General features: G+C 71.4%; 11 protein-coding genes and 1 pseudogene. 2 read left to right on the forward strand and 10 right to left on the reverse strand.

Annotated features, from left to right (window positions below):
• Positions 1-308: 308 nt before the first annotated feature.
• The 8 genes from ElP_RS13000 to ElP_RS13035 form a co-directional block, all read right to left on the reverse strand.
• On the reverse strand, positions 309-1,010 hold the full coding sequence (locus ElP_RS13000) for a transposase (protein ID WP_145269884.1): 702 nt from the start codon (positions 1,008-1,010) through the stop codon (positions 309-311).
• Entirely contained in the window at positions 958-2,208 is a 1,251-nt protein-coding gene (locus ElP_RS13005; RefSeq protein WP_145269885.1) for a glycosyltransferase, read from the reverse strand. Before ElP_RS13005 ends, ElP_RS13000 begins: the two co-directional genes overlap by 53 nt.
• 103 nt (positions 2,209-2,311) lie before the next feature.
• On the reverse strand, positions 2,312-3,403 hold the full coding sequence (locus tag ElP_RS37975) for a nitroreductase family protein (protein WP_197446949.1): 1,092 nt from the start codon (positions 3,401-3,403) through the stop codon (positions 2,312-2,314).
• Position 3,404: 1 nt separating this feature from the next.
• The gene (locus ElP_RS13015; protein WP_145269887.1) at positions 3,405-4,343 is read right to left on the reverse strand and encodes a ThiF family adenylyltransferase; all 939 of its coding nucleotides are present in this window, start codon (positions 4,341-4,343) and stop codon (positions 3,405-3,407) included.
• Positions 4,330-5,418, reverse strand: a complete 1,089-nt coding sequence (locus tag ElP_RS13020) for an HlyD family secretion protein (protein ID WP_145269904.1) — start codon at positions 5,416-5,418, stop codon at positions 4,330-4,332. The genes ElP_RS13015 and ElP_RS13020 overlap by 14 nt, the downstream gene beginning before the upstream one ends.
• On the reverse strand, positions 5,415-6,182 hold the full coding sequence (locus tag ElP_RS13025) for an ABC transporter ATP-binding protein (RefSeq protein ID WP_145269906.1): 768 nt from the start codon (positions 6,180-6,182) through the stop codon (positions 5,415-5,417). Before ElP_RS13025 ends, ElP_RS13020 begins: the two co-directional genes overlap by 4 nt.
• A 138-nt stretch (positions 6,183-6,320) precedes the next feature.
• Positions 6,321-7,457, reverse strand: coding sequence for an ABC transporter permease (locus ElP_RS13030; protein ID WP_145269908.1), 1,137 nt, complete (start codon positions 7,455-7,457; stop codon positions 6,321-6,323).
• A complete protein-coding gene (locus tag ElP_RS13035; protein WP_145269910.1) occupies positions 7,445-8,398 on the reverse strand; it encodes an N-acyl amino acid synthase FeeM domain-containing protein in 954 nt (317 codons plus the stop codon). The genes ElP_RS13030 and ElP_RS13035 overlap by 13 nt, the downstream gene beginning before the upstream one ends.
• A 1,331-nt stretch (positions 8,399-9,729) precedes the next feature.
• Here ElP_RS13035 and ElP_RS41190 point away from each other — a divergent pair.
• A pseudogene (locus ElP_RS41190) lies at positions 9,730-10,185 on the forward strand (carboxymuconolactone decarboxylase family protein).
• Positions 10,186-10,284: 99 nt separating this feature from the next.
• On the opposite strand, the gene ElP_RS13045 reads toward ElP_RS41190, so the two are convergent.
• Positions 10,285-10,800 (reverse strand): DUF1697 domain-containing protein, encoded by a 516-nt coding sequence (locus ElP_RS13045; RefSeq protein WP_145269912.1) that lies wholly within the window; start codon positions 10,798-10,800, stop codon positions 10,285-10,287.
• Positions 10,801-10,998: 198 nt separating this feature from the next.
• Between ElP_RS13045 and ElP_RS13050 the strand changes: the two genes are divergently transcribed.
• Entirely contained in the window at positions 10,999-11,190 is a 192-nt protein-coding gene (locus tag ElP_RS13050; protein WP_145269914.1) for a hypothetical protein, read from the forward strand.
• A gap of 676 nt (positions 11,191-11,866) precedes the next feature.
• On the opposite strand, the gene ElP_RS13055 is transcribed toward ElP_RS13050, so the two are convergent.
• Positions 11,867-14,248, reverse strand: coding sequence for a GAF domain-containing sensor histidine kinase (locus ElP_RS13055; protein ID WP_197446950.1), 2,382 nt, complete (start codon positions 14,246-14,248; stop codon positions 11,867-11,869).
• Between the last annotated feature and the right edge of the window lie 79 nt (positions 14,249-14,327).

Genomic DNA, 14,327 nt, shown 5'->3' on the forward strand with positions numbered 1-14,327 from the left:
AACGATGCCACTCCAGGTCGAGGGAGGGCCGCAACACCACCCCCTTGTGGCGACGCCTCGCCCTCGACGAGTTGGCCGGTCAGCGAGCCACGCCGAGCTTCTGCGCCCGTTGCTCGTCCACGACGGCGAAGGCCGGCTCGACGGATTGCCGCCGCGTCTCGGGGGTCATCTCCAGGTCTTCGGTGGCCCTGGACCCCGTACACCTTCGAGGCGACGCCCCGGATCGGGTTGATGTTGCAAACCACGCGACGATGGCCGACGAACCGTGGCGTGTGGCCTGCGCGGCAGGTCTAGATAAATAAGGGGCGTCAGGCGGCTACCGGTCTGGGGTCACGGAACTCGGGGTCCACATCCGAGGGCTCGAGGCGGTGGAGCATCAATCGGATCATCGCCAGCTCGATGAACGACTCCGACGACCGGACACACCTCTCCCGGTCCACGCTCAGGCGGCGGCAACGCCCCAGCCAGGCGAACGTCCGCTCCACCGTCCGCCGGATCGGCAGCCGCCCCCGACCCCGACTGCCCTCGGGGCGGCGGATGACCTCCAGGTCCCACTTCGCATGCTCCTCGACCCACTCGTAGAGCGTGAAGTCGTGTTCCTTCGAGTCGCCGCACATCCCCCGGACCTTGCCCATCGGCCGGCCGTCGAGCCGGGCGAACAGGGCCGGCGCCGCCGCCGCATCGTCGACCGAGACGGCGGTGACCAGCACGGCCAAGAGCAACCCCATGCGATCGACGACGATGTGACGCTCCCGCCCGCCGACGTCCTCGGGATTGTCCCGGCCCCGCCGCTCGCCCCCGGAGGTCGTGTCGACCGACTGGCTGTCGAGGCTCGCCGAAGTACGGGGGCGGTACGGCTCCCCACGAGGCCGGGCGGGGCGCGATCCAGGAGCGTCGTCGGTCGAGGGGACATGGGGACCTGATCGCACCATCGGGGATGGGGCACCACCCCCACGGCTACGATGGAGATTGCTTGCGGAAACCATCATCAAACAATCTGTCGACAACATTCACAGAACACTGATTGAACTTCCCTGAGATCGACCGGGCGGCGGCCGAGAACGACGGGGCCTCCAGGATCCGGCCGACTGCGGCTCGAATCGCGGGGGGGGATAGCCGATCCGAGCGTAGGGTCAGGCCGGCGCCGAGCCGTTGGACCGACTGCATGTTGAGGTGCTGGTCCAGGTTACCGGCGACCCCGATCACGGGGGTGGCGGCGGCCAGGGCCTGTTGCGTGGCGGGGCTCCCGCCGTTGCAGATGACCAGCTGGGCGCGGGCGGCGGCCTGCCGACCCGGCAAGTACGGGGCGAGGCGGGTGTTGGGAGGGATCGAGCCGAGACGTCCCCGGTCGAGGCTGGCTGCCAGGATCGTGAGCGGCCGATCGGCCAGCGCATCCAGGACGATGGGGAGCAGGTCCGCCCGGCCCGAGCTGCCGAGGTTCACATAGACGGCGGGGCGGTCATCGGGGATGTCCGCCCACCACTCGGGCGTTGCGACCGCCGGGGACCAGAGGAGGGGGCCCACGAAGTGGTGACCGGGGGGCAGCTCGGATGTCTCCACGTATCCCGGGAAATCCGCGTAGAGGACCCGATCCGCGTCCGTATAGATACGGCGGAGATCCGTGCCGAGGCTGGCGAGGCCGAATTCCCTCCTCACCCGGTTCAGCGGGATCGTATGGGACGCGAACGCGAGGGGGCGGACCGCGCGGAACAGGGGCCCGGCCAACGGCAAGGGCAGGAGATTCGTGAGCGGCCGGAGTTCCGGCACCGGGTAACGCTGCCGGGCGTAGGGGCTCCAGTAGGCGTTGGTGATGGCGAGATACGGGACTCCCGCGAGGCGGGCGCTGATGGACAGCGACAGCCGGAAGTCGCCGATGATCGCATCCGGGGCCGCCTCCCGGATGACCTCCAGGTCCTCCCGGACGTACCCGCGGAGCGTCGCCGCATCGTAGCACGGGCGACCCCGGGCCAGGGCCCCCAGGAACTGCTCGGTCGGGATGGAGCGGATCGGCCGCACCGGGAAGGGGAGGTCGCCCCAGAGCGGCCGATGCCTCGGGTCCACGGCCAGGCGTATCTCGAAGCGACCCGAATCCAGCGCCTGGGCCAGGGCGATTGGCCGGGCGACGTGGGCCAGCGTCACGGCCTCGGCCACGAAAAGCAGTCGGAATCGGGGCCCCCGGCCGGTCGGGGGGCGGATGACGGGGTCCATCGACGGATGCTCCTGGCTCGATGTGCCGGGAGGCCGGGCTCCCGATCCGGGCCTCCGGGGCGGGCGTGCCCGCCTCGCCCCCGCCCGGGGACGGGGGCGAGGTTCAGGAGCCCCGGCCGGGATGCTCCGGGACCGGCGGGGCGTGCGCGACGACGCTGGCCGGCACGGGGAGTCGACCGGATCGCCCGCTTGGAGCAGGGGCGTATCCGAATCGCATCAGGAACGCGGGCCGTCCCTCGCCGATCTCCGGCGCCAGGGCCTGGGCCTCCTCGAGCAAACCCGAGACGTGCCCCCGGCCCAGCGACTCGATCAGCTTCGCCTCGCCGAGCCTCAGGACGTTGTCGAGCACCAAAAGCGACATCATGGGTTGTGCCGAAATCCCCAGCTCGTCGAGGGCCAGCCAGGCCCGCTGCATCGTCCTGCCGACGAGGAGATCCGTGGCCTCGTCGTCGTCGGGGGCGACGACCAGGAGGAGCCCCGAGGCGCCGAGGACCAGTTGCCTGGCCTTCGCGCGGAAGACCCGGCCGGCGCCGCCGAGCCTCAGCAGCCAGTCCGGGGAGCGTCGCATCACGCGGAGCGCGAGCCGATCTCCGTGGGTCAGTTCCAGCGAGGACGGGGCGAGGCCCTCGGGAGCCCCCTCGCCATCTCCGGCGTCGAGGTGGACCTTCCGCAGGAACGCGAGCCGCATGTCGGGGTGGCCGAACATGGTCGCGTCGGCCCGGCCGATCAGGTCGGCCCAGGCCGGGAGGCGATCCTGCCCGACGATCCAGTGCGTCCGGACGCCATCGAGGCCACGTGCCCGCCGTTCCAGGAGTGCGAGGTCCTCCTCGGAAACGGGGCGGCCGTCGTACGGGCGGCGGTTGGTCACCCGATCGGCGAGGGCCCGCTCGATCGGGCCCGCCTCGCCGCCCCGGTCCCGGAGGCGGACCAGCGCGAGTGTCGGGGGAGGGGCGTCCTCGACCTGGGCGCCCCAGCCGAGCGCCTCGGCCGCCCGCAGCAAGTTCTCCAGGGCGGCCCCCACGGCAATCCTGGCCATCCGCTGGCCGGCGTTCATGGGAGACGGGTCCCGCTCCTCGTCCACCCGGAGCCCAATCGTCCCCTCCCGTTCATCGACGAGGAACCGCCAGGGCTGGGTATTGTCGCCGGACGGTGCGGCCCCCGCCGCGCCCAGGATCGCCTCGATCGGCGGATTCACCTCAGCTCCCTCCGATGGTCGGTCGCCCCCACCCCATCCGCTCCAGGAACCGCCGGACTAGCCGACGCTTCAGGAGGCGCCAGGGGTGGCGATTCGCGCCGGGGAGCTTCCCCCGGCGGAGGATCTGGCGATAGGCGTCGAACTGGAAATACCACGGGGCCGGGCGGATCGGCGATCGGCCGAGGAGGATCTTGACGACCTCGGCGGCCGCGACCCCGCTGCACAGGTGGCAGGCCAACCCGACGGAAGGCCCCCGGCCCGTCGCGGTGTCGACCTGCGAGAAGTCCAGGTAGGACCGGTGCGTCGCCCGGGGGGTCAGGCCGACGAGGAACGCGACCAGCTGGTCCAGCGGGTCCATGCCGTCTCGGAGGTCGAAGTAGTCGTCGAAGCTCATGCCCGAGGGGTCGAACGAAATCCAGGCGGCACTGAAGCCGATCGGGCCCGCCGTCAAGGCCCAGATCCCCCGCCGCCTCGCCTCGGCGAAGACGAGCCGTCGCGTCTCCATGGCGAAGAAATCGATCCCGTCGACCAGCACGTCGACGCCATCGAGCAGCTCGCCCACGTTCCCCCGATCGATGGCCTCGGGGATGACCCGGAGCCGCACCTCGGGGTTGATCGCCCTCGCCTCCTCGGCCATGACCTCGGCCTTCGGGCGGCCCAGGCTGCGGCAGCTGGCGCCGTATTGCCGGTTGAAATTGACCAGGTCGAAGCGGTCGGGGTCGGCGATGGTGAACCCGCCGATCCCCAGGCGGGCGAGCGTGACGAGGTGGATGCCCCCGACGCCGCCCATGCCGACGATGGCGACCGTGGCGGCCCGGAGTCGCCGCTGCTCCCCGGGGCCGATCAGGCCGAGATTCCTGGAGAACGCCTGCTCATAGGAGAATGATCTTCCCGGGTCGTCACGCTCGGGGGGCGAACCGGGACGGTCAATCGGGCCCATCGTATCGCACCAGGTCGCTTCTCGCCGGGTCGACGGCGTCGGGGTCGGGGTCGATCCGCACTCGCACCCGCAGGTTGACCGGCAGCTCCGCGCCGGCGTCCAGGTCGATCAGGACCTCCCGGAAGTAGAGATCCTTGTATTCCCCGGGCGCGTCGCTCTGGGGGGCATTCTGGCCCATCCTCGACGCGACGAGGGACACCCGGCCCGAGAATCCGCGGCCGGGCAGGCCGTCGGCGGTGACGAGGGCAGGCTGGCCGAGCCCGACCCGGGCCGCGTCGAGCTCCTCGACGAACGCCCGCACCCGACGTCGGGACAGGTCGGCCAGGAGGAGCACCGGATCGGGCGTCGCCGGGCCGACGACCTCCCCGGGCTCGGCATACGCCCTCAAGATCCGCCCGTCGGCGGGGGCCCGGAGCCGGGTCTTCTCCAGCTCCGCCTCGGCCAGCCGAAGGCGGGCCTCGGCGGCCTTCACGAGGGCCTCGGCCTCCGCCAGGTCCTCGGGCCGAGGCGGAGCCTCGACCAGGGCCCGCTCGGCCTCGACCTCGCCCAACGCGGCCCGGGACTCGACCTTGGCGTAATAGTCCCGGTCCCGGCGTTCGGTGCTGATGGCGCCCCTCCCGAACAGCTCCTCGGTCCGGGACCAGTCGGCCTCGGCCCGCTCGAGGGCCAGGCGATGCGTCTTCTCGATCGCCTCCAGCACCCGACGCCGCTCCTGCCGTTCCCCGTTGCGGAGCCGATCCAGCCGGGCTCGGGCCACCTCGAGCTCGGCGGCGGCCAGGGAGACCCGCTCCCGCTGGGGATCGTTGCGAAGCTCGGCGAGCAACTCCCCCCCCGCCACCTCCCGGTTCTCGGCGACATGGAGTGCGGCCAGCACGCCCTCGACATCGGGGCGTAGCCCCGCCTCCGGCCGGGCGCCCTCGACGACCCCATCGGCCGCGATCACGTCCGAAGGGCGGACCATCGGGGCCTCCGGGGCCGCCGACCCGGCGGGGGCGGCGACGTCCTTGAGGGTCGCGACGGAGGCCACGCCCAGGGTCGCGGACAGCAGCAACGCGAGGGCGATCGCCGCCTTCATGGTCCCCACTCCCGCCGCCGCCGGCGGCCGTCCGGGGCCGCCATCACCCCGGCGACCTCCTCGGGAGGGTCGCCCCCCCCGGGGCCGTCGGACCCCACGACGCGGCCTCCCTCGAGCCGGAGGATCCGATCGGCGAAGGGGAAGATCCGGTTGTCGTGGGTCACGATCAGCAAGGTCGCCCCTCGGGTGCGGACCAGGTCGGTGAGCAGGTGCATGATGGCTTGCCCGTTCTCGGCATCAAGCGAGGCCGTCGGCTCGTCGGCCAGCACGAGTTCCGGGTCGCCCGCGAGCGCCCGGGCGACCGCCACGCGCTGGCATTCCCCGGTGCTGAGCCGGCCCGGCCGGAGCCCGGCCCGGTGGGAGAGCCCCACGCTCCCGAGCAGGGCGGTCGCCCTCGCGGTCGACTCCCGTCGCGAGATGCCACGCATGGCCAGGGCCAGGCGGACGTTGTCGAGCGCCGAGAGCGTCGGCATCAGGTGGAAGGTCTGGAAGATGAAGCCGAGGTGGTCGCGCCGGAAGTCGGCCCGCCGGGCCGGGTCGAGCCGGCTCGTGTCCTGGCCGAGCACGGTGAGGGACCCTTGGTCCGGGGTCATGATGCCGCCGATCAACGACAGGAGCGTCGATTTCCCGCTCCCGGAAGGGCCCACGAGGAAGACGACCTCGCCCCGACGGATCTCGAGGCTGACGCCCTTCAGGACCGTGGCCCGGCCCCGACCGCCGCCGAATCCCTTGCCGATCTCGCGGGCCGCGACCGCAGGAGGCATCCATCCTTCGTCATCCACCCATGGGTCGACGAGGGTCTCGTGGGGGAAATGAGCCGGATCCGAACCGCGAGGCCGGACGGGACCTCGCCCGAGGAAGGCGGGGGCGGACGGTGACCACAGCATCGTATGTCAGGCCCTTCAGCTTCGCAAGACGATCGCCGGGTCGATCCGCCGGAGCCTCACGTAGGGCAGCGACGCGGAGACCAGGCAGACGAGGACCACCAGCGAGACGCTCAGGGCGCCCACCTGCCAGGTCAACACGACCGGGGCCCGGGGGGAGCTCATCACCCGGCCGGCGAAGGCGGAGCCGGCCAGGCCGAGGGCCGAGCCCATCGTCGCGTTGCCCAACGCCTGGACGAGCAGGAAGGAGCCGACGCAGGAGTCGTCCGCCCCCATGGCCTTCAGGGCGCCGTACTCCCTGATCCGATCGGTGACCGCGGCATACAGCGTCTGGGCCACGACGGCCAGGCCGACGAGCAACCCCAGGGCCGCGGCCAGGCCGAAGCTGATCCCGATGCCGGTGCGCGTCAGCCAGAAATCCATGCAGCGCCAGCTATAGGTGGCCCGGTCGTAGACGTCGAGATCCGGGACGCGGGCCCGGATCCGGGCGCAAAGGGCATCCAGGTCCGTGCCGGGGCGTGCCTTGACCAGGAAGTAGCAGCACCGGTCGCGGGGGATGCCGGTGCCCGGCCCGAACTGGTCGCGGGCCCGGGCGAGCGTGGTGAAGACGTAGGGGTTGGTCGTGAAGCTGACGATCCCCCGGGTCATGCCGACGACCTCCGCCCGCCGGCCGTTGATCTCCAGCGCGTCGCCGATCCGGCAGCCGCCCAGGCGGGGGGCGTCGCAGGCGTCCACGAGGACCCCGTCCGGGTGGCGGATGGCCCTCGGGTCCCCCTCGGCCACGTCCCAGGCGTTGCCCATCAGGCTGGCCGCCTCGCTGCCGACGATGACCACGTTCTCGAACCGGCCGTCCCGCATCGCCGCCTGGCCGAAGATGACCACGTAGGGCTCGGCCCGCTCGACCCCCTCGACCCCCCGGATCCGGTGCACCCACCGCTCGGGGATGTATGCCCCCATGTCGACGGTGGTCATGTGCCGCGGCCCCGCCCAGATGTCGGCCCGGCCGTAGTCGACCAGCATGCTGCCCTTACGCAGCATCCCCAGCAGCAGCCCCCCCTGGAGGTTGACGAGGACGACCGAGAAGGCCACGCCGAGCAGCGAGGCCGTCAGCTTGCCCCGGTCGGCCAGCATCGCCTTGAGCGCTAGGATCCACATGGGGCGGCCCGATGCTCGCGGTTCGCCGGGGTCGGCCCCGGCTCGGCCCACTCCTGCCAGCGGGGCGGCGCCCCGGACGAGCCGACCTCCCGCCCGATCCGGAGCAGGGCCTCGGGATCGGCCTGGGTCGAACGCCCGGCGAAGTAGGGGACGTGCCCCGCCTCGCGAGGCGGCGCGTCGAGGACCTCGTCGGGCAGCGGCTCGCCGAAGATCTCGCGGTGCTTCCGGGGGGCGTTGGCCCTCATGAGGTCCTCATCGACCAGGAACCCCTCCGCCGGATGATGGCGGACGCTCGGGTAGGATCGGGGCGCCCCGATCGAGATGAACCCCAGCACCTTGCGGTAATAGTCCCGATGGCGGGGGTGGACGGTGATGACCCAGCTGTCGCCCCCCTCCCGGTGGTGGTGCTGGCAGGTCAGCCGGCTCATCGCCCCGAAGACCCTGAGGAACTCGCGGTGGCTCAGGTCCCGGTCGGCCAGGCTCGTGATCTCGGCCAGGCGCAGCCCCTGGGACCTCAGCTGGTCGATCTCCCACCCATAGATGCGTTCCATCGGCAATCCGAGCAGGGACGTGTCCGGCACCTGCGACATGGTCGCCACGACCCGGCCCTCGCGCTCGGCCACGACGGTGATCGTGCCGGGCAGGACGTGGTAAGGGGTGAAGCGATAGGGCCGAGGGCTCGGGGACTCGTAGCCTCGGGCCTGGTAGCTGCCGGCGATCATCCGGAATGCCTGCGCGAAGGACTCCCGACTCGAGGCGATCCGCACCCGGATCTCCCCGCCGTCGGCCCCCTGGACCGCGATCGATCGGCCGGCCTCCGGGCGGGAGGGCAGCCTACGCTCCCTGTCCGTCGGGAGGCGGTCGTAGGCGACCTTCGAGCCCTCGGCGAAGAATGGTTGCACGCGCGGATCGACCGCGTGGAAGGGAATGGCATGGAGCATGTATTATGTCTCTTCGGCGAGCCAATGCGTCGAGTCGTCGACGGTGCATTGCGATTCTGCGATGGGGGGTGGCCGCGACCGCAGAGAGACATCCGACGTCTCTCGCCGGTCGAGATCCCCTCGCTCGTTGCAAGGCGACGCATGAACCTGAATGACGGGAATGAACGCGTGGGCGGGTCCGCGCGCAGGCCGAGCGGCTCGGCCGTGGCCGAGTTCCTGAGGCCCGCGATCGATCGCGAGGGGGCCGAGGGGTGACCTGCTGACGGCCGACTGGGGGCCGACCATCGCGGCCGGCGTCATGAACGGGTGGCCTCGCCGAGCGGGCCGGGCTCGACGGGGGCATCCGAGGGCCCCCATCCGCTTACCTGACCGTTTGGGTCCTCACCTGCCAGTCGCTCCCGACAAACGAACCATAGCTCATCCGGGGAGCCCCGTCGGGGGCATCCGGCAAGACGAGCCCGGATTGTTTGGGGGGGGGAATGAGGCTTCACCTACGCCCGCTCGCGTCGAGCCCATCGAACGATGGACCCGGATCGCCGCAACCAGGGAGGTGATGATCGAAAGTCGACTCATATTGCGGGGTGCCAACCCTTCCGTCAAGAGACTATGCGGGGAAAAATCAGGGTCCGCCGAGACCAGGGTTGCATGCATAAATCATTAGAGCATTGAAATTTCATATACAATTTCCAATGCTTGAAATTCTTGCCAGACCCAGTCTTTTCCGGGGTTTGCGGCCTTGACGCCCCATCCAGGCCTCTCAGCGAGGACATCCCACTCGCCCCAGGCACCAACATGCATCACCCCATCTCATGGCGAAATGGCGATCTTGGCACCAGTTTAAGCATAAGTCCTTGAATGGGTGAATTGTCGCAATGATTCGGGGTGAGACGCCATCGCAGTGATCCCCTCCCCTGGTGACGGGGCATCATCGACGGAAGGCGCTTCCATCTCGGGCCGCGGCCCGACGCCGGCCGGCTCCCCGGGATGCCGATCGTGGCATGGGTTGCGCGGGACGGGGCGGGCCGAGCCGACGAGGACGGCATCGTCCCGATGGGCCCGACGTCGTTCGTCGTCTGAAGGCGTCTCGGGCACGGACGCCTGGGGTGGCGTGGAAAGGGGCTCGGGGATGTCGGACATCCCGGCGGCCCGACCGGAGGGGAGAAAGCCTCGCCGGATCGCGTGATCCTTCGAGGGACGCCACCATCGAGGCGCCGGGGATCGGGCCGGGTCGAGCTCCGGGCCCGTCGAGGGATGGAATCATCCCGGCCGCATGTCACTCCCGGCGGGGACACCTCGTCAGCCTTCGGGAACCGGACCCGAAGCAGGCGATCATGACCCCGAGATTGAACGCGTACGCCGCCGCCCCGCGTTGATGCAATCGTGGCTCGAATTCGGCAAGGGCGCCCACCAGGGCGGTCTGGAGGACAGCTGATGGAGCTCGCCTAGGTCCGCGTCTCGCAGCTCAACGCCTGCGCCTCCTGCCTCCACATGCATTCCGCGGAGGACAGGAAGAAGGGCGAGACGGAGGGGCGGCTCTACTTGCTCGATGCCTGGCGCGAGCCACCGTTCTACAGCGCTCGCGAGCGTGCAGCGTTCGGCTGGACCGAGGCCCGACCCTTGTGGCCCGGACGCACGCTCCGGACGATGTCTCTCAGGCGCTCCGGGGCCACTTCACCGAGGAGGAGCGAGCGGCGCTCACCCCGCTGATCGTCGCGATCAACGGCTGGAACCGTATCCAGGTCGGCTTCCGGGCGGTGCACCAGGTCGCAGCGCATCTGGTGGCCTGATGGCGAGCACGGCCGACGACGAGGCCGCCGAGACCTTCGCCCCGGCTGTCGGCGGTTGGGCTCGGTTGGCCGCCGAGCGATCCGGCCCGACGCGGCCGATCACCCCGGCTCTGAGGCCATCTCGGCGAGCCTGGTGACCGTGTTGATGTTGCGCGCCGTGCCGGCGGCGGCGGCGGGGATCTTCAACCTCGACCTCCCCATCCCGTCGCCGTAATGAACGTAGATCTCCCGCCTCCCGAGGCGTGTCTCCTCGTCGGCCCGGCCGGTGACCCGCTCCAGGGCATCGGGGGGCGGAGGCCCGTCGAGGAAGATGGCCACCGTCCTGCTGGGCGAGGAGCCCGGGAACGGGTTCCCCGAGACGACCTCCGCCATCTCGGACGCGGTGCGCACCAGCACGCCGACGGGCTTGCCGGCGTAGGCTCCCAGGGCCTCCTCCAGGGCGGCCTTGATCCGGGCCTCCGGCTCCCGGCTCGTGAAGACGACGTTGCCGCTGGCGATGTAGGTCCGGGCCCCGGGGAACCCGGCCCGCCGGAACAAGTCTTTGAGGTCGCTCATGGGCATCTTGCCGGTGCCGCCGACGTTGACGGCCCTCAGGAGTGCGATATAGGAGTTCATGGCAATATCCTTCCCGAACGCCCCGGGGCAAGACTCGCGTCGCCCGGCCGCATCCCGGGCCGGCCATTCTCCCGAGCCGTCGGCCGTCCAGCCAGGCAGGTCTGCCGCTCGGCACGCCCCTTGCGGGTCCCCGGCCGGGAAGCCTCCGCGATCTCCTCGGGCTGGGGATTCCCGGCTGCCCGATCAGGAAGGACCGCCATGTCGCCCGACGAACCCGTCCCCGACTCGATCCCCACGCCCGAGGAGCCGAAACCCGGCTCACCTCCGCCGGACTACCCGGAGATCCCGAAGCCGGGGCCCCCGCAATCCCCATTCCCCGTCCACCCGGAGCCGTCTCCCGGCCAGAAGCCGATCGGCGAGCCGCCGGCGACCCCGCCCGATCCGATGTGACCCAGGGCATCCGTCCCGGGGAAGGCGATCACGGACGCCGGCCACCATCGGGTGGCCGCGGACACGCCCCCGGGGCGGCCGCCGCGTCGTTGATGGGACGGATGAGGTCGTGATCGACAGGGATCTCGCCGCCCGCGTCCTCGACAATCGACCAGCCGAGCTGCGCCTCGCGCGCCGGGACAATTCCCCTCCCCCCGATCGAGGTGCCGACGACGAGACGACGGTCCGAGCCCGAACGAGGTTCAATGGTCCTGCATCCCCCCGGCCTCGGGCCCGTCGATCCCCGGCGGCCGGGCCCGGGGCGGTCGGCAGCGGGGCCAACGCCATGTCGCCGGGCCTCTCGATGCAGGAAGCGACGTACGAGCCCGCGACCCGGACGCTGACCACGGGCCGGATCGAGGGGCCGTGACCGGCTGGGATCGTGTTGGCGTTCCGCTCGACGACGGAGTACAGGAGCGACGGCACTCGGGTCACGACCTTTTACTCGCCGGGGGGCCAGGGCGAGGAGTTCGTGATGATATGATGCGGATCACCGACACACGCCGCCCGGGGGCGAAGACGACGGCCCGTTGAGCGTCTGGGCGTCCCTCGGGCGGGGGGGCCGCCGGCCGCCCCGCTGTGAGGCGAAAATCCCACCGGGCCGACCGGCCCCGACGCCGACCGGAATGCCCCCGCCTCAGGCTCGGGGGGCGGCCGGCCCAGTGGGGTCGCCCTCGGGGGGAGGCTCCGGGCGGGCGACGGGCAGGACGATCCGGAATCGGGCCCCGAGGCCGGGGCGGCCGTCAACCTCCAGCCGGCCGCCGTGGTCCCGGATGATGCCATGGCTGATGCTCAGGCCGAGCCCGGTCCCCTGGCCGATCGGCTTGGTCGTGTAGAAGGGGTCGAAGATCCGGGGGAGGTCCGATTCGGCGATGCCGACCCCGTCGTCGACCACCTCCAAAACGACCTCGTCCCCCTGCTGCCGGGTCGACAACGCGATCCGGCCGTGGTCTCGGCCGGTGGCCTCGATCGCCTGCAGCGCGTTGACCAGCAGGTTCAGCACCACCTGGTTGATCTGGGCCGGGGTGCAAGAGACCGGGGGCAGGTCGGCCCAGTGTTGCTCCAGGGTGATGTTGTGGTGGGCGAGCCGGCCCCGGACCATCTCGATGCTGCTGGCGATCGCCTCGTGCAGGTCGACGCGATCGACGGCGGTCTGGTCCAGGCGGGTGAAGCCCCGTAGGTTCTGGACGATGTCCGAGACCCGCTTGATCCCCTGCTTCGTGCTGGCCAGGAGGCGGCCGAGGTTCCGCCGGAGGTAGGGCAGGTCGAACTCCTCGGCGATCTCATCGATCCGGGAGAGGCGGTCGGGGCAGGCCCGGAGCATGTCTCCCCGGGCCTGGTCGTGGACGTCGAGGATCTCCGAGAGCGCGGCGAAGTCGCGCTCCAGCACGGCCAGATTGTTGGAGACATAAGCCAATGGATTATTGATCTCATGCGCGATCCCGGCGCTGAGCAGCCCGAGCGAGGCGAGCTTCTCCGCCTGGCTGATCCGGGCCTGCATCCGCTGGCGGTCGGTCACGTCCCGGATCGCGCCGAGCAGGACCACCCCCTCGGGCAGGTCGATCGCCGAGAGGGAGACCTCGAGCGGGAAGACCTCGCCCCCCTTGCGACGGCCCCTCAGCTCGACGGTCCGGCCGACGAGGTGGCCCTCGCGGTCCTCGACGAAGCGGCGGACGGCCCCGCGGTGGTCCACCTGGTGGTCCTCGGGGATCAGCAGGGAGAGCGGCCGGCCGAGGGCCTCGCCCTCGTCGTAGCCGAAGACCCGGCGGGCGGCCGGGTTGACCAGGGTGATGACGCCCCGATGGTCGGCCACCACGATGGCGTCGCCGGTCCCCTCGGTGAGCTGCCGGTAGAGCCGCTCGGAGGAGCGGAGGGCCTGCTCGGCCCGCTCGCGGTCGGCGACCTCCCGGGTGAGCTGCTCGTTGGCCCGGGAGAGCTCGGCGGTGCGCAGGTCGACGCGGCGCTCCAGCTCCTCGTGGGCCCGCTCCAGCTCCTCCCGGGCTTTGCGGCGCTCGGCCCGGGCCCGGAGGGAGACGACGCCGAAGGCCAGGTCGTCGGCCAGGCCGCGCAGCAGGGCCACCTCCTCGTCGTCGAAGGCGTCGGGCTCGGAGGCGTAGATGACCACCACGCCCAGGGCCTCCGCCTCACAGAGCAGCGGCACGCCGATCACCGAGGCGTAGCCCCGCTTCATCGCCTCCTCGCGCCAGGGTGCGAAGTTGGGGTCGTTGGCCACGTCCTTGAAGACGCTCGGCCGTCGGGACCGGATGGCGCGGCCGACCGGGCCCCGTCCCCGGTCGGTGTCGTCCCAGGAGACGCAGAGCGTCTTGAGGTAGCCGTCCTCGTAGCCGGCGTGGGCGACCGGGCGGACGGCCTTCCCCGCGTCGTGCTCGGCGAAACCGACCCAGCAGAGGCGGTAGCCGGCCACCTCGACGATCACCCGGCAGATCTCCCGGAGGAAGGACGGCTCGTCGACGGCCCGGACCAGCGCCTGGCTGCATCGGCTCAGGGCCATCCGGGCACGCTCGACCCGCTGGAGGCGGATCTCGGCCCGCTTCCGCTCGGTGACGACCTCCGTGCACATGATCAGGCCGCCGACCGCGCCGGAGGCGTCGGGCCAGGGGCGGCATTCCCACCGGACCCAATCGGTGTGGCCGTCGGGCCGGGGGAAGGGATCCTCCTCGCAGCCGAGGACCTCGCCGGCCAGGACCCGGCGGTGGATCTCCCTCCAGCGGTCGGGGACCTCGGGGAAGACCTCGTAATGGCTTCGGCCGATGATCTCGCGGTCCCCCAGGCCGTAGTCGGTCCGCCAGCGTCGGCTGGCCAGCACGTAGCGCATCTGGCGGTCGAACATGGCCACGGCGGCCGGGCTGTGCTCGACGAACAGGCGGAACTGCTCCTGGACCTGCCGGAGCGAGGCCTCGGCCCGCTCCCGCTCGGCGACCTCCGAGCGCAGGGCCTCGTTGGACCGGGCCAGCGCCCGGGTCCGGATCCGGACCCGCTGTTCGAGCTCGTCTTGCACCGCGCCGTGCCCCTCCCGGCTTGCTTCCCGGCCTCCCGGGCCCCGACCGCCCGGGGTGGTGCCCCCTGTTTTGGACCTG

The organism is Tautonia plasticadhaerens, from assembly GCF_007752535.1.
Lineage (GTDB): Bacteria > Planctomycetota > Planctomycetia > Isosphaerales > Isosphaeraceae > Tautonia > Tautonia plasticadhaerens.